This window comes from Thauera aromatica, from assembly GCF_023093595.1.
In the GTDB taxonomy this organism is placed as follows: domain Bacteria; phylum Pseudomonadota; class Gammaproteobacteria; order Burkholderiales; family Rhodocyclaceae; genus Thauera; species Thauera aromatica_A.
Genome location: NZ_JALLIK010000104.1, coordinates 22,038 through 36,866, shown reverse-complemented (window position 1 = coordinate 36,866; position 14,829 = coordinate 22,038). Strand labels below are relative to the sequence as shown.

19 protein-coding genes are annotated in these 14,829 nt (G+C 65.7%); 16 read left to right on the top strand and 3 right to left on the bottom strand.

Going from position 1 to position 14,829, the window contains the following annotated elements:
* Positions 1–7: 7 nt before the first annotated feature.
* Positions 8–1,162 carry a selenoneine synthase SenA gene (senA, locus tag MXC99_RS10850; protein ID WP_247725468.1) on the bottom strand — a complete coding sequence of 385 codons (1,155 nt, stop codon included), beginning with the start codon at positions 1,160–1,162 and terminating at the stop codon, positions 8–10.
* A gap of 17 nt (positions 1,163–1,179) precedes the next feature.
* On the opposite strand from senA, the gene senB reads away from it, so the two are divergent.
* The 7 genes from senB (at position 1,180) to MXC99_RS10815 (ending at position 7,589) form a co-directional block, all read left to right on the top strand.
* Positions 1,180–2,187: a selenoneine biosynthesis selenosugar synthase SenB gene (gene senB, locus MXC99_RS10845; protein WP_247725467.1), complete on the top strand. Its 1,008-nt coding sequence runs from the start codon at positions 1,180–1,182 to the stop codon at positions 2,185–2,187.
* 154 nt (positions 2,188–2,341) lie between these two features.
* Positions 2,342–3,205 (top strand): putative selenate ABC transporter substrate-binding protein, encoded by an 864-nt coding sequence (locus tag MXC99_RS10840; protein ID WP_247725466.1) that lies wholly within the window; start codon positions 2,342–2,344, stop codon positions 3,203–3,205.
* A gap of 19 nt (positions 3,206–3,224) precedes the next feature.
* On the top strand, positions 3,225–4,067 hold the full coding sequence (locus MXC99_RS10835) for a phosphonate ABC transporter ATP-binding protein (RefSeq protein ID WP_247725465.1): 843 nt from the start codon (positions 3,225–3,227) through the stop codon (positions 4,065–4,067).
* Between the two features lies 1 nt (position 4,068).
* Entirely contained in the window at positions 4,069–4,911 is an 843-nt protein-coding gene (locus MXC99_RS10830; RefSeq protein WP_247725464.1) for a PhnE/PtxC family ABC transporter permease, read from the top strand.
* Positions 4,912–4,981: 70 nt separating this feature from the next.
* Positions 4,982–5,794 (top strand): phosphonate ABC transporter, permease protein PhnE, encoded by an 813-nt coding sequence (gene phnE / locus MXC99_RS10825; protein WP_247725463.1) that lies wholly within the window; start codon positions 4,982–4,984, stop codon positions 5,792–5,794.
* A gap of 80 nt (positions 5,795–5,874) precedes the next feature.
* Positions 5,875–7,344, top strand: a complete 1,470-nt coding sequence (locus MXC99_RS10820) for a permease (protein WP_247725462.1) — start codon at positions 5,875–5,877, stop codon at positions 7,342–7,344.
* 2 nt (positions 7,345–7,346) lie between these two features.
* Positions 7,347–7,589 (top strand): thioredoxin family protein, encoded by a 243-nt coding sequence (locus MXC99_RS10815; protein WP_247725461.1) that lies wholly within the window; start codon positions 7,347–7,349, stop codon positions 7,587–7,589.
* Positions 7,590–7,672: 83 nt separating this feature from the next.
* On the opposite strand, the gene MXC99_RS10810 is transcribed toward MXC99_RS10815, so the two are convergent.
* Positions 7,673–8,167: a helix-turn-helix domain-containing protein gene (locus MXC99_RS10810; protein ID WP_247725547.1), complete on the bottom strand. Its 495-nt coding sequence runs from the start codon at positions 8,165–8,167 to the stop codon at positions 7,673–7,675.
* A 158-nt stretch (positions 8,168–8,325) separates the two neighbouring features.
* Here MXC99_RS10810 and MXC99_RS10805 point away from each other — a divergent pair, with 158 nt between their 5' ends.
* Positions 8,326–8,832, top strand: a complete 507-nt coding sequence (locus MXC99_RS10805) for a 4Fe-4S dicluster domain-containing protein (protein WP_247725460.1) — start codon at positions 8,326–8,328, stop codon at positions 8,830–8,832.
* Between the two features lie 36 nt (positions 8,833–8,868).
* On the top strand, positions 8,869–9,261 hold the full coding sequence (locus MXC99_RS10800) for a hypothetical protein (protein ID WP_247725459.1): 393 nt from the start codon (positions 8,869–8,871) through the stop codon (positions 9,259–9,261).
* A 109-nt stretch (positions 9,262–9,370) separates the two neighbouring features.
* Here MXC99_RS10800 and MXC99_RS10795 read toward each other — a convergent pair whose 3' ends face one another.
* The gene (locus MXC99_RS10795) at positions 9,371–9,742 is read right to left on the bottom strand and encodes a DUF3693 domain-containing protein (protein ID WP_247725458.1); all 372 of its coding nucleotides are present in this window, start codon (positions 9,740–9,742) and stop codon (positions 9,371–9,373) included.
* A 256-nt stretch (positions 9,743–9,998) separates the two neighbouring features.
* On the opposite strand from MXC99_RS10795, the gene MXC99_RS10790 reads away from it, so the two are divergent.
* The 7 genes from MXC99_RS10790 to MXC99_RS10760 all read left to right on the top strand — a co-directional run bounded on the left by MXC99_RS10790 (position 9,999) and on the right by MXC99_RS10760 (position 14,789).
* A complete protein-coding gene (locus MXC99_RS10790) occupies positions 9,999–11,096 on the top strand; it encodes a replication initiation factor domain-containing protein (protein ID WP_247725457.1) in 1,098 nt (365 codons plus the stop codon).
* A 21-nt stretch (positions 11,097–11,117) separates the two neighbouring features.
* The gene (locus MXC99_RS10785) at positions 11,118–11,396 is read left to right on the top strand and encodes a hypothetical protein (RefSeq protein ID WP_247725456.1); all 279 of its coding nucleotides are present in this window, start codon (positions 11,118–11,120) and stop codon (positions 11,394–11,396) included.
* The gene (locus tag MXC99_RS10780; protein ID WP_247725455.1) at positions 11,393–11,638 is read left to right on the top strand and encodes a hypothetical protein; all 246 of its coding nucleotides are present in this window, start codon (positions 11,393–11,395) and stop codon (positions 11,636–11,638) included. The genes MXC99_RS10785 and MXC99_RS10780 overlap by 4 nt, the downstream gene beginning before the upstream one ends.
* Positions 11,635–11,832, top strand: a complete 198-nt coding sequence (locus MXC99_RS10775) for a major capsid protein (protein ID WP_247725454.1) — start codon at positions 11,635–11,637, stop codon at positions 11,830–11,832. The genes MXC99_RS10780 and MXC99_RS10775 overlap by 4 nt, the downstream gene beginning before the upstream one ends.
* Before the next feature lie 115 nt (positions 11,833–11,947).
* Complete coding sequence (locus MXC99_RS10770) at positions 11,948–13,480, top strand: hypothetical protein (protein WP_247725453.1); 1,533 nt, start codon at positions 11,948–11,950, stop codon at positions 13,478–13,480.
* Complete coding sequence (locus tag MXC99_RS10765) at positions 13,480–13,776, top strand: DUF2523 family protein (RefSeq protein WP_247725452.1); 297 nt, start codon at positions 13,480–13,482, stop codon at positions 13,774–13,776. Before MXC99_RS10770 ends, MXC99_RS10765 begins: the two co-directional genes overlap by 1 nt.
* Complete coding sequence (locus MXC99_RS10760) at positions 13,773–14,789, top strand: zonular occludens toxin domain-containing protein (RefSeq protein ID WP_247725451.1); 1,017 nt, start codon at positions 13,773–13,775, stop codon at positions 14,787–14,789. The genes MXC99_RS10765 and MXC99_RS10760 overlap by 4 nt, the downstream gene beginning before the upstream one ends.
* The last annotated feature ends 40 nt before the right edge of the window (positions 14,790–14,829 follow it).

The window sequence follows — 14,829 nt, the reverse complement described above, 5'->3', positions numbered from 1 at the left end:
TCCGGCCCTAGAGCGCGCAGCTGCGAAAGCCGCTGTAGAGGTCGTTGCGCTCGGGAGTGAAGTAATTGCGGTAGCGCGGATGCGCCATGCGCGGGCTGGTCGCCCGGCTCGCGCCGCGCAGCACGTAGCGCTCGCCGAACCACGGCGCCGAGTAATCACGGTAGGGGTGGGGGGCGAAGCCGGGGTAGGGGACGAAGCGGCTGGCGGTCCATTCCCAGACCTGGCCCCAGCGGAATTCCGGCCGGGTCAGCGCGGCGAGTTCCCACTCGGCTTCGCTCGGCAGGCGGCGCCCCGCCCAGCGGCACCAGGCGTCGGCTTCGTCCCAGCGCAGATGCACGGCCGGACGATCGAGCGCCAGTGCCTCCCAGCGGCCGAACACGCAGCACTGCCAGCTCCCATTCTGGCGGCGCAGATAGCGCGGCGGCGCGGCACCGGTCTGGTCGACGAAAGCCAGGTAGCGGCGCCAGCTCACCACCTCGGCATCGATCTCGAACGCCCCCAGCGTGACTTCATGCGCCGCGAGCTCGTTGTCGAAGGCGAAGCCGTCGCCGTGCCAGCCGAGCGTCCAGCGCTGCGCCGGGACGTTCAGTGCGCGCCCTTCCGGCACGGCCCGCGCCGGTTCGAGCAGGGTTTCCGCCAGGGGAATGCCGAGCGCTTGGGCCATGTAGATCCCGGCCTCGCCGTGCATGTCCTCGTGAAACAGCGCGAGGCGGAAAAAATACAGTTCTGCGTCGCTCTCCGGCATGGCGCCGAGCAGGGCCAGGGTTTCGGCCAGGCCCTCGGCCAGGTAGGCGCGGGTGGCGCCGAGATCGGGCAGCTCGAGCTGCCAGCGCGTTGCGTGCGCGACCTTGCCCGAGTCGTACAGGGCGTCGGCCCGGGGCAGACGCCCCGCCGCGCGTCGGTGGTCGGGATCGCAGGCGATGCCGCGCGCGCGCTGCCGGTTGCGCGCGATCCAGTAGTCCTGGAACCAGCCGACATGCCCGGCTTCCCAGCGCGGCGGGTTGAGCTGCGGCGAATACGGAATCGCCAGCCCTTCGCCGAGGGCGGCGGCATAGGCGTCGAGCAGCGCCAGCGTGCGTGCGCGGCTGTCGGCCAGTGCGGCGGCGAGGAGGCGGCGGCCGCCACGGCGGGCGGCTTCGGCGCGGGCAGGGGAGAGGTTCATGGCGGGAGCGGTGGGCGATGACCGGTGCCCCGAGTATGCCGCAACTGGTGATCGTCAGTCCGGCGCTGCGCGATGCCAACAACGGCAACTGGCAGACGGCGCGGCGCTGGCAGCGCCACCTTGCCGGCGTCTGCCGCGTGCGCATCGTCAAGGCCTGGCCCGATGCGCTCGCTGCCGGCGATACTGCGATGATCGCGCTCCATGCGCGGCGTTCGGCCGAAGCGATCGCGGCCTGGGCCGGTGTGCACCCGGGCAGGGGCCTCGCGGTGGTGCTCACCGGTACCGACCTGTATCGCGACATCGCTGTCGACGCGGCGGCGCGGCGTTCGCTGGAGCTCGCCCAGGCGCTCATCGTGCTGCAGGAATGCGCGCCGCTGGCGCTGCCGGACGCGGTGCGCGCCAAGGCCCGGGTGATTTTCCAGTCCACCACGGCGCGCAAGGCGCTGGCGAAGTCGCCGCACCATCTGCGGGCGGTGATGGTCGGCCACCTGCGCGAGGAAAAATCGCCGCAGACCCTGTTCGCCGCCGCACGGCTGCTCGCGGGCCGGCGCGACCTTTTCATCGACCACATCGGCGCTGCACTCGATCCGGCGCTCGGCGAGGCCGCGCGGGCGACGATGGCAGCGGCGCCGAACTACCGCTGGCTCGGGGGCCGGCCGCATGAGGCGGTGCGCCGCCACATCCAGCGCGCACATCTGCTGATCCACGCCAGCCGCATGGAAGGCGGCGCGCACGTCGTGATGGAGGCGGTCGCGAGCGGCACGCCGGTGCTCGCGTCGCGCATCGACGGTAATGTCGGCATGCTCGGCGCCGATTACGCCGGCTACTTTCCCTGGGGCGATGCCGAAGCGCTGGCGGCGCTGTTGCTGCGCTGTCGCGAATCGGTCGCAGGGGAGGGCGGCGGGCTGATGGCGCAACTGGCCGCGCAGTGCCGCCAGCGTGCGCCGCTGTTCGCGCCGGAGCGCGAGCGCGCCGCGCTGCACCGGCTGGTCGGCGATCTGCTGCGACATGCGGGACAGGCGTGAAGGGACGAAGACCGGGAACGGCGCAGTCCGGGTCGGGGTCGCGCCCCCGGCGGGGCGCTCGAACCGGTTCGGCTTCTGCTATAACAACAGCCCCCGGCGGCTCCGTACCGCATCTTGCCGTCTGCGGAGCCGTAACTCGAGAATGGAGAACCCGATGATTCCGATCCCCCGCCTGATTTCCCGCTGCGTGCTCGCGCTTTCGCTGATGCTCGGCGCCGCCACCGCCCACGCCCAGGTCTTGCGCGTGTCGGCGATCCCCGACGAGGCGCCGACCGAGCTCCAGCGCAAGTTCAAGCCGCTCGGCGACTATCTGGAGAAGGAGACCGGTCTCGAGGTGGTGTTCACCCCGGTCAGCGACTACGCCGCGGTCGTCGAAGGCCTGGCGGCGAAGAAGATCGACCTCGCCTGGCTCGGCGGCTTCACCTACGTGCAGGCCAGGCTGCGCACCCAGGGCGAGGCACTGCCGATCGTCCAGCGTGCCGAAGACGAAGTATTCACCAGCAAGTTCATCGTCCCCGCCGACAGTCCGGTGAAGTCGCTTTCCGAGCTGAAAGGCAAGACCTTCGCCTTCGGCTCGCCGTCGTCGACCTCCGGGCACCTGATGCCGCGTTTCTTCCTCCTCGAGGACGGCATCGACCCCGACAAGGATTTCGCCCGCATCGCCTTCTCCGGTGCGCACGACGCCACCGTCGCCTTCGTCGCCTCCGGCCGCGCCGAAGCCGGCGTGCTCAACGCCTCGGTGATGGACAAGCTGATCGAGAAGGGCGACGCCAACGCCAGCCGCGTCAAGGTGATCGCCACCACGCCGCCGTACTACGACTACAACTGGACGGTGCGCCCCGGGCTCGATCCGGCGCTGCGCGAGAAGATCGCCAACGCCTTCCTCAAGCTCGACCCGGCCGACCCGGCGCACAAGGAGCTGATGGCGTTGCAGCGCGCCTCGAAGTTCGTGCCCACCACCAGCGCCAATTACGACGGCATCGAGCGCGCGGCGCGCAGTGCCGGGCTGATCAAGTAGGCGCCCGCGGAGCGCAGGCATGGGATTCGAGCTCGAGGGCGTCGGCCTGACCCACGGCAACGGCTTTCGTGCGCTGCAGCGGATCTCGCTGCGCGCCGCCCGTGGCGAGCGGGTCGCGGTGATCGGCCCCTCGGGCGCCGGCAAGACCAGCCTGATCCGGCTCCTCGGCACCGCGCTGCGCCCCTCCGAAGGGCGGCTCGAGGTCCTCGGCGCCAACCCTTGGCGGCTGTCGGCCGGCGCGCTGCGGCGCCTGCGCGCACGCATCGGCACGATCCACCAAAGCCCGCCGATCCCGCCGCGGCTGCGCGTGGTCACCGCAATCCACGCCGGCCGGCTCGGCCGCTGGCCGGCGTGGAAAAGCCTGCTGTCGCTGCTCTATCCGGTCGATATCGCCGGCGCGCAGGCGGCACTGGCGCGCGTCGACCTCGCCGACCGCCTGTTCGAGCGCTGCGACCGGCTCTCGGGCGGCCAGCTGCAGCGCGTCGGCATCGCCCGCGTGCTCTATCAGCAGCCCGACCTGATCCTCGCCGACGAGCCGGTTTCCGCGCTCGACCCCGCGCTTGCCGACGCCGCGCTCGGCGAGCTGGTCGCCGCATCCGGGCACAGCGGCGCCAGCCTGTTCGCCTCGCTGCACGCGGTCGATCTGGCACTGAAGTGGTTTCCGCGCATCATCGGCCTGCGCGGTGGCGAAGTGGTGTTCGACCTGCCGACCGCCCGCGTCACCGACTCGATGCTGCACGAACTCTACGCCACCGAGGGTGAGCTGCTGCCGCTGCAAGCGAGGGATGCCCCGACCCGCGCCGCCGCCGATGCCGATGCACAGGCGGCGCCTGTGCACCTGGACAACTGCCGCGGACGTTGACATGGACGCACCGGCCCAGAAGCTTCCGCCGCCCGATCGCGACCCCGACGCACGCGCGCGCCTGGGATGGACGCTGGTCGCGCTGGTGCTGCTGTGGCCGCTGCTGGTGCTCGCCGAGTTCCGCCCCTGGGTGCTGTTCGAGCCCGGCAATCTGCAGGTGATGGGCCGTTTTCTCGGCGGCTTCCTGCCCCCGGCACGCTCGGCCGAATTTCTCGGCTACCTCCTCGAGGCGACGCTGGAGACGATGGCGATCGCCACTGCCGGCATCGCCCTTGCGCTGCTCCTGGCGGTGCCGCTGTCGATCCTGAGCACCCGCGCGCTGGCGGTGGCGGCGATCGGGCCGGGGCCGGGGCGCCTCGGCGGCCGTGTGCTGCGTGCCGCCGGGCGGGCGGTGCTGACTTTCCTGCGCGCGGTTCCCGAGATCGTCTGGGCGCTGATGTTCGTGCGCGTGCTCGGGCTCGGACCGGCGGCCGGCGTGCTCGCGCTGGCGATCACCTACGGCGGGATGCTCGGCAAGGTCTACACCGAGATCCTCGAATCGACCGACACCCGCCCGGCGCGCGCGATCCTCGAAGCCGGCGGCGGGCGCTTCGCCGCTCTCGCTTACGGGCTGCTGCCCAACGCCGCGCAGGAGCTGACTTCGTACACCGTGTATCGCTGGGAATGTGCGGTACGCGCCTCGGTGATCATGGGTTTCGTCGGCGCCGGCGGGCTCGGGCAGCTGATGGACCAGTCGATGAAGATGCTCAACGGCGGCGAAGCGGCGACGATCCTGCTCGTCTTCCTCATCCTGGTGCTGTTCGCCGACGCCCTGAGCGCGGCCCTGCGCAGGGCGCTCGCATGAGCACGCCGGCACGCGGCACGGGCATCCGGGCATTCCCGGCGAGGCCGGGGCCGGGCGGCGAGGGCGGGCGATGAACGGGACGCGCGAGCCCTGCGCGCCGCCGCGCGGCGCAGCCGACTTCTGCCTGAGCTGCGTGCTCACTACGGTCCTGGTCGTGGCCGCGGTGGCGGGGAGTTTCGCCTATCTCGGGATCGACTTCGCCGCGCTCTTTTCGGCCGGCGCGGCGGCCGACATGGGGCGCTTCGCAGCCTCGTTCTTTCCGCCCGACCTCGAACCGGACTTCCTGCGCAAGACGGCCTACGGCGCCATCCAGACCTTCGCGGTGGCCTTGGTCGGCACGCTGCTTGCCGCCGCCGCCGGCCTGCTCCTCGCGCTACCGGCGGCAGAGCGCCACGGCACCGCCGCCCGCCGGCTGGCGCGCTTCGCCCTCAATCTGCTGCGCAGCGTGCCCGAGCTGGTGTGGGCGACGTTGATGGTACTGGCCGCCGGGCTCGGCCCCTTCGCCGGCGTGCTGGCGCTGGCGCTGCACACCACCGGCGTGCTCGGCCGGCTGTTTGCCGAAGCGATCGAGAACGCGCCGCCACAGCCCGAGCAAAGCCTCCGCGACGCCGGCAGCGGCGGGGTGGCGGCCTTCGTCTACGGCACGCTGCCGCTGGTGTGGGTGCAAGCCGTGGCCTACGGACTCTACCGCCTGGAGATGAACATCCGCATGGCCGCGGTGCTGGGCTTCGTCGGCGCCGGTGGTCTCGGCCAGATGCTGTACTTCCACCTGTCGATCTTCCAGCAGGCCCAGGCCGCAACGGTGCTGATCGCGATGCTGGCGCTGGTGCTCGCGGTCGATACGCTGAGCGATCGCCTGCGCGGGTGGATGGGGCGCAGCTGATGTCGGACAGACTCTCCGCTAGCTTTGCCCAGGTGTAGGCTTGGCAGCAGGATTCTTCCTTTCTCGCCGGAGTTCGCATCATGGACACCCTGCTTTCCTGGGTTCTCCCCGTCTTCCACGGCGGGCTGGGCAATCTGGCGGCCTATCTCGCGGCCCACGTGCTGCTGTGCCTGCTGCCGGCCTTCTTCATCGCCGGCGCCATGGCGGCGCTGATCCCCAAGGAAACGATCACCCGCTTCCTCGGGCGCAACTCCAGCAAGACCGTGTCCTACCCCGCCGCGGCTGCCGCAGGCTCGCTGCTGGCGGTGTGTTCGTGCACCATCGTTCCGCTCTTCGCCGGGATCTACAAGAAAGGCGCGGGCCTCGGCCCGGCGATCACCTTCCTGTTCTTCGCCCCGGCGGCCAACATCCTGGCGCTGGTGTACACCGGCGGCATCATCGGGCCCGATCTGGCGATCGCGCGCTTCGTGCTGTCGCTGACCTTCGGCATCGGTATCGGCCTGATCATGGCGTTGCTCTTCCGTGCCGACGACGCCGCCCACGACCTCGCCACCGACAGCGCCTTCGGCGCGCAGGGCGCAGGGATGGGGCGGATGGCGCTGGTGTTCCTGTTCGTGTGGGTGGCGCTGCTGCTCGCCGGCACGCTGAAGCTCGACGTGCTCACCGGGACCTACCTGAACTTCGAGCTGCCGCTCGGCGACGCACAGGGCTGGCAGGCCGCGCTCGACCGCCTGGTGCCCTACGACGCCGCCAAGGGCGAGGAGGGCGTGTCGGTGCAGGGCGTGGTGCTGATCGCGCTGCTGGCCTCGATCGGCTACGCCGCCTGGCGCGGCTTCGAGAACATCGTCGACGGCGCCAACGCATGGACCTGGATCAGCCTGGTGCTGATCGCGGCGACCCTGCTGGTGGCAGCGCTCGCGGTGCAGCCGGTCGACGGCGCCCTGCGCATCGGCCTCACCGGCAAGTTCTTCGCCGTCGCCGCCGCGCTCGCAGCGCTGCACGTGATCGTGCGCCGCCGCCTGAGCGAGGACGAGCTGCGCGACTGGCTGTGGGAGTCGTGGCGCTTCGTCAAGCAGATCTTCCCGCTGCTGGTGGCGGGCGTGTTCGTGGTCGGCATGATCCGTGTGCTGATCCGCCCGGAGTGGATCGAGATGCTGGCCGGCACCAATTCGCTCACCGGCAACCTGGCAGGCGTGGTGTTCGGCGTGTTCATGTACTTCCCGACCCTGGTCGAGGTCCCGATCGCCAAGATGTTCCTCGACCTCGGCATGCACCGCGGCCCGCTGCTCGCTTACCTGATGTCCGACCCCGAGCTGTCGCTGCAGAGCATCCTGATCATCTCGGCGATCATCGGCCGCAAGAAGACCTTCACCTACGTCGGCCTGGTCGCGCTCTTCAGCGCCGCTGCCGGCCTCATCTACGGTGCCTGGATCGACGGCGCCCCCCTGTTCTCGCTCGTGCTCTACCTCGCGGGCTTCATCGCGGTGCTCGCGGTGCTGCTGTCGATCGCCAGCCGGCGCGCGACCGCCTCTTCACTCAAAGGAGTCTGATCATGCTCGACATCAAGGTGCTCGGTCCCGGCTGCGCCAACTGCCGCAAGCTGGAAGAGGTCGCGCGCGAGGCGGTCGCCGCCACCGGCGTGGAGGCGGAGATCACCAAGGTCACCGACATGGGGCAGATCGTCGCCTACGACGTGTTGAAGACGCCCGGCCTGGTGATCAACGAGAAGCTGGTGTCGTCGGGCCGCATCCCGACCGCGTCGACGATCGCGGAGTGGATCCGGGCGGCCGGGTAAGGAGGCGGCTGGCAGGGGGCCGGCGCAGCGGCCCGCCTCATTGCCCGGAAAGGCCGGCGAGCCTCCCAGCGGCGCGCCGTTCCTCAGGGCTCGTCGCGTGCCTGTAGCCCGAGGCGCCGCATCTTCTCCCACAGGGTCTTGCGGGTGATGCCGAGCGCTTCGGCGCTGTGGGTCATGTGACCGCCGTGCTGGTCGAGGACCATGCGCAGGTAATCGCGCTCGCAGTCCATCAGGTAATCGGCCAGCGGGCGCGAGGTCGGCGCTTCGGCACCGACGTCCTGGCCCTCGCCGAAGAAGGCGTCGGCACCCAGGACCGGGCCCGGAGAGAGGATGCAGGCACGCTCGACCGCGTGCTTGAGCTCGCGTACATTGCCCGGCCAGGGGTAGCGTGCGAGCGCCTCCTGCGTGCGTGGATCGATCCGACGGGCTTCTTCCGGATGGGCGCGGTTGAAGGCCTCGATGAAGTGTTGCATGAACCAGACGATGTCTTCCTTGCGCTCGCGCAGCGGCGGAATGCGCAGGTGGATGACGTTGATGCGGTAGTAGAGATCTTCCCGGAAGCGGCCTTCCTCGACCATCGCCAACAGCCGCCGCCAGCGCGGACAAACCTGCCGCCTGGATCGCACCGCAGATCGACGAGCCCGATGGCGCAGCGGCGGGCAGCCGGGGCGCCACACCCTTCGCAGCCGGTCGTCGGCAGTGGTTCCGCCGCCTGGTGGGCCGAGGCGCCGCTGAGGTGGCGCAGTCTTTCGAGGCCCCGGCGTCCGCGCCACCGGCCCTGGACAAGGCGATCCGCCCTGGCCCCTACGCGCTGCCGGAGCGGCGTGAGCTGTTGCAGATCGTCTGCACCCGCAAGGACGACCAGCCCTTCCGCGTGCCGCTGCACGATGCACTGCCCATGATGGCCTTGTCGCTGCAGCCCGGATGCACCACCTGCGAGGCGTGCTTCCGCGTATGCCCGACGGGTGCGATCCAGATCGAGGAGTCGCCGGCGAACTATCAGCTCAAGTTCGACGCCGACCGCTGCGTCGCTTGCGCGGTCTGCCTCGAGGTCTGCCAGCCGCGCGTGCTCGACGCCGACGCCGCCTTCGACGCACGGCCCGAGCAGCCTCGACGCGTGTTGCTGGCCAGGGTCAAGCAGCGCTGCGCCCGCTGCGATCGGCATTTCGTCTCGCCGACCCCGCAGCAAAGCTGCCCAATCTGCCGCGACGACGAAGACGCCTTCGCGGCCATCTTCGGGTGACGCGGCGCGTTTACCGATAGAGGAGGAGAGAACGCCATGGAATGGGAATTCACTGCCGAGGACGTCGTGAAGGCACGTTCGGCCTATGCGCTCGAGGACTTTCGCCGCGACCTGGCCGAGGAGGTCCGCATCAACCTGGGGGCGAGCGGCCCGCTGCAACACGCGCGCGCATTCAACCTGCTCTACGACATGTGCCACGCGCTTGCCACCGGGCGCACGCTCGAGGACTTCCTGCAGCCGTACGCCTACGATCCGCCGACCTGCGAGTTCCTGCGCGAGGTTCAGCCGCTCATGGTTGCCAATGTGGAAATGCTCGGCGCCATCCTGCAGCGGATGATCATGGATGGCGTCGACAAGGGGATGCCGCTCGAGCAGGCGCTGGACCAGGCCGCTTCACGGCATGGACAGATCGTGGCGGCAAGTGCGTAGGGATCGCCCCCGCCGGCGCAGGCTTTGCAAGTGAGGAAGAGCGTGCCGGCTCGTCCAGGGCTCGATCTCCGATTCCGAGCCCGGCGAATCAGCCATCGAAACATGTAGTTTACATAATGCACATCGTAGCAACGGCGGTTTCCAGCACTGGCGCGGCATTGGCGGGCGAGGGTGACGTTAACAAAACGACACCGGCAGCCGCAGTAAATGACGCCGCCATGCTCAAGGTTTTTGCCGCACGCTCCCACATGGCGCGCGTTTCCGGTCGTTTGGTTCGAGCGGCCATGCACTCGGCCATGATCTCCGGTTTCCCCAGCAGCTCGGCCAGGGCTGCGGCCTGATCCTCGTTCGGTGATGCGTTCCCGCGTCGCCAGTCCGAAACGCATGCGCGACTGACTCCTAGTTTTCGCGCTAGGTCGCTGTCGTTCTTGACGATCTGCCTATCCGCAGCCTCGTCTAGATACAGTCGGATCGGTTTCATTTTTCGTTCTCCTGAAGGGGCACCCGGAGCATAGTTTGTTAGATTGTACTTGACAATTTGTCAGACCTTCTCTTACATTCTCGCCGTCAGACGCAATCTGACAAACCACCCCCGCAGGGGTGGGTAATAACCCGGCAGGGCAGGGTGCCGGGGGTGGTACGAGGCTTAAAGGCCCGTCTAGTAATACGGGCCTAATTCGGTAGCCGGGCGCTTGAGCGTCCGCTGCCGGTTCCACGGTAGCCGGGAGGTTCTAACCTTGAAAACTGCAATCATCGATTACCTCGGCCTGACGATCCGCACTCATCCGGACTTGCTCCGGGAGACTGCGGAAAAGCTCCTCAAGCAGTGGCTCGGCGTCGAGTGCCGTTTGATCGAAACGGGCAAGGGTTGGAACGGCTACAAGTGCCGCCTTGACATTGAAGGCGCGGGCCTTGTGGCCTTCGGCGGGAACGGTGACACCCTGCACATTGAGCTGACCGGAGATGGTTGTGTTCAGGTCAAGTCCTGGGAGGAAGTGGCGCTCTGCCTGGAACACCTCGACGGAAAAATCACCCGCGTCGACGTCGCCGCCGATGATATGGAAGGTCAGGGCTACGATATCGACTGGTGCCGCAACCAGTACCAGGAAGGCGGGTTCGATCCCGAGCGCGGCGCGAAACCGAAGGCGCATTTCTACGGTGATGAGGGAAGCGGTTCAGGCTGCACCTACTACGTCGGCTCACGCGAAACCGGCAAGCTGTTCCGGGGCTACGAGAAAGGCAAAGAGCAGGGCGACCCGGATAGCCCTTGGTTCCGTCTCGAGGTCGAGTGGCGCAACCGGCACCGCGAAATTCCGATCAACGTGCTGCGCTTCCCGGAACAGTACTTCGCCGCCGCGTATCCCTGCCTTGCTGACTTCTCCATCGAGCAGCGGCCCATTAAGACCGTGGCCCACTCCGCAGCGGCTCACATTGAAAAAGCGGTCGAGCACGCGAAAAAACAAGCCGGGCGCGTCCTTCATGCACTCCTGACGCTCAACGGCGGCAATCTCGTCGAAGCTGCCGCCCGCCTGCATGTGCCCGAGCTGCCGAAGCGGCTGAAGGGGTGCATTACCGCATTCCTCGCGCTCGATGAGTCGGAGCGCACCTATACCGAGGCCACGGCCCCCGCCTGGGCACATACGGCCACCCCTGACGAAGTCCAAACGCTTCACGCGGCCTACCGGCTTCCGCGTGCCATCTGGCGTGCTGGGGAAGGGGAACAAAACGATTTCGAAGCGGGGCGGAAGGTTGATTTGACCGATCTGCCAGCCGTCCAGGCTTTCCGCGACTACTGGAACCGGGTCAGCGCCGCCCCGATTCCGGCCCTCAATTAAGCGGCCATCAGGAGCAACAAAATGCAGATGCCCTTTGAAGTCCTTTCCTATCGTCACCTGAACGGGAAGAAGAACCCCTCTGACCGTTTCACCATCGTCTGCGGCCTCGTTACGTTGCTCGACGGTCAGCGGGCCTATGCCGAAGCCTTCCTTCGCGGTGAATCCCATTTCCAACCGGGCAGCTACGCGCTCGAAGTCGAAATTCGCGTGAACCAAGATCGCCGGATCACCGCTGACGTGCGCGGCGTGCTGCCGCTTCGCCAGCAACAGCAATCGGCACCGGTTAAGGCTGCGGCGTGATCTGCGTCGAAATCGGTGTGGACGGTGCCGTCTATGCCGTAACCCCACAACCTGCTGACGTTTCCGTCTGCGGGATGGTCATTGTCAGCGCCGACAGCGTGATGAATACGCCGTGGGCACTGACTCCCGAGCAAGGGTCCCAAATTGGTGCATCAATCCTGCTGGTTTGGGCTGTTGCGTTCTCGTTCCGCATGATCGTGCGGGCGCTCTCAACTGTCGATTCTGAGGAGAAAACGACATGAAAAAGCTGCAAACCCTCGGTGCTGGCCTTGGTCTGGCTGTGCTGTCCTCGGCCTCGTTCGCTGCGGCCCCGGACGTGGCTGCCGTTGTTACCGAAATCGAAGGCGCGGCGACTCCGATCGCTGCCATCGGCGCTGCGGTGCTGCTCGTGATGGTCGGCATCAAGGTGTTCAAGTGGGTCCGTCGCGCCATGTGATTCTGCGCGGTCTGTGATCGCCGGGGGCGGGCTTCGGCTCGCCCTTTTTATGTGACTGTCACCCTAAGGGGGAAATCATGGGCGTGTGGGTGCTGGTAGCTATCCTGGGGGCAGCATGGCTGATCTTCAACGACTGATCCGCTCGGCGCTGTGGTTTGCGGTCTGGGTGTTGATTTCGGCGGTGCCGATGCTGGCCTTTGCGGAGGGTGTTACTTTAGTTGGCCCTATTACTTCGCAAGGGAACTTTAACAGCACTTGCGATGCACAATTAAAGTCCATACATGAACCATTCATAGGCTATTGGGCTCCTACAATGACGGAGTTGTTAGCTTTATTGAGCGGTTCTGTGTCTGCTTTTACATGTGGTGGCGCTACTTATCCCGTAACTAAGGTAATGCAAAGTACCACAAAGATTAGATTCAGTTATGCGACTTCTAATAATGCGTTTAGCTCATATGTCGATGTTGTTTATTCTTTTAATGAAGTTTGCGATTTAGAAAATGGCTATACAAGAAACGTTATAACCGGACAATGTGAGGAACCTCCTCCGCCCCCTGAATGCGGGCCGAATTCTTACTTCAACAATAATTTGTGCTACTGCAATCGAGGTTATGAAACGCCGACAGGCGGTGCCTCGTATGTTCCCGGCGATGGCGGATCATGCGTGAGCTATTGCGATCAGACTATCGGCAACATTTCCATTTTCACGACTACGAACACGACAAGCGGCGTTTGCATGATGGGCTGCTGGTATAACCGCGAATCTGTCGTCGGCGGTTCTAACTGCAGCCTTTCTCTTGACATTTCCGCCGATGCAAACAGCCCAGCTACTTACCGTTGCTCGATGGCGGGGACCGGTCAGCACTGCGACAACTACGGCCAGGGCGACGGCTCCGAACCGCCCGCACCCGAACCCGAACCGCCACCACCCGAACCCGAGCCCGAGCCGGAACCCTGCAAAGCGGGCTTTCAGACTGTCTCTGTCAACGGGATCAGTTCGTGCGTGAAGTCGCCGCCGCCGATTGATAATGTGGATCAGGCGCAGCAGACAACAACGAACCCGGACGGCACGACGACGACGACTAATAAAACGACAACAACGAAAGTGAACGATGACGGGACGGTCACGAAAACAACCAACACCGAAACGACGACTAAGGATCAGGCCGGGAACACAATCTCATCCGGGACCAGCTCTCAGTCTGTCGAACAGGGCCTTGAGGGCTTCTGCGAGGACAATCCTACAAGCTCCATTTGTGGCGAGCAGCCCGGTCTTTTCGATGGTGATTGCCAAGGTGAAATCAAGTGCGAAGGCGATGCCCTGCAGTGCGCTATAGCTGCGTCCACCTTCAAGACGCAATGCGCATTGTCTGTAACTGACGACGTTAAAGACGCTTTCCAGCAGATGATCGATTACGACGGCACCGGGGAAGGGGAAGGGCTGGATCGTCGGGAGATTGAAGTCAGTCAGCTTGATGTCTCCATATCGGGCGGTGGTGCGGGCCTTGCGGATCAGTCCTTCTCGATCATGGGCAAGACAATTGTTTTGCCGTTCAGTCAGTTGAATTCCATTCTCGCGTTCTTCGGCTATGCGGTCATGATGATTGCTTGGCTTCAAGCGTACAAGATCATCCGGGAGGCGTTCTGATGCCAGCACTAGCAGCCGCAATTATCACGGCCCTCGGTTGGTCGATGAAATTTCTGGTTGGTCGCGTTCTTCTTGCGTTGGGCCTACAGATGGCGTTGTTTGTGGGGCTCGATCTGACGCTAGATGCAATCATCGATACTGTGTTTTCGAACCTGAATTCGATGGATGGCACCGTCTACGCAATCGTTCGCGCTACTCGCATACCGGATGCAATCTCGGTGATCAGCGCGGCGACGATGACTCGCTATAGCCTTGTGATGGCGAAAACCATGTTCGTTTCTCGGGTGACGTCATGATCTACTTGCACACTGGCCAGCCCGGAGCCGGAAAAACGCTGCTCACTTTGCACGCGGTGCGTGAGCGCGCAAAGACCGAAAACCGGCCCGTCTTTTATGCGGGAATCGAGATCCTCAAGCCGGAAGAATTCCCCGGCTGGCAAGTCCTCGATGACCCGAAAAAGTGGTTCGATTGCCCGGATGGCGCGATCATCGTTCATGACGAGTGTCAGACGCTTTACCGGCCTCGGGGCAATGGCGCTGCCGTGCCGGATTACGTGGCACGGTTCGAAACTCACCGGCACCAGGGCTTCGACATCTACCTGATCACCCAGCATCCCATGCTGGTGGACTCCAATATCAGGCGGCTTGCTGGCGAGCACTCGCACATCGTGCGGGCCTTCGGTGCCAAGCTGGCGACGATGCACACTTGGCAGCAGGTCAAAGAGCAATGCGACAAGGTGCGCGGCGACTCGATGCAAAAAACGGTTCCTTACCCGAAGGAACTTTTCGATGCCTACAAGAGCGCGACCGTCCACACGCATCAGCGCAAGCTTCCGGTGCGTATGCTCTGGCTCCTGCTGGTGCCGATCGGTCTGGCTGCTTCCGCTTGGTATATGTCGCACTGGTATTCTGCACAGGAGGCACCTAAGAAAGCGGAAAGCATCGTCGGCACGTCCATGCCTTCTGATTCTGCCCGCTCACGTCAGCCCAGCGGCCCGAAGTCGTTACAGGAATGGTTGCGGGAACAACAACCGCGAATCCTCGGCCTGCCGCACACTGCTCAGGTCTATGACGAAGTGACCAAGGTCGTTACGGCTCCATACCCTGCTGCCTGCATCGCCAGTACTACTCGGTGCATCTGCTACAGTCAGCAAGGCACGCGGCTCGACACGCCGGAAGCGCTCTGCCGCCAGATTGTCGCAACCGGCTATTTCATCGCCTGGAATACCCAGCAACAGCAGGGGCAGGGCGTAGCGGGGGCGGCGCAGCCGACACCTCTACGCCCTGCATCCATGGTCAAGCCGGGGTGACTGGCGCTGATCATCACGAACGCCTACCGCACGCCAGCCG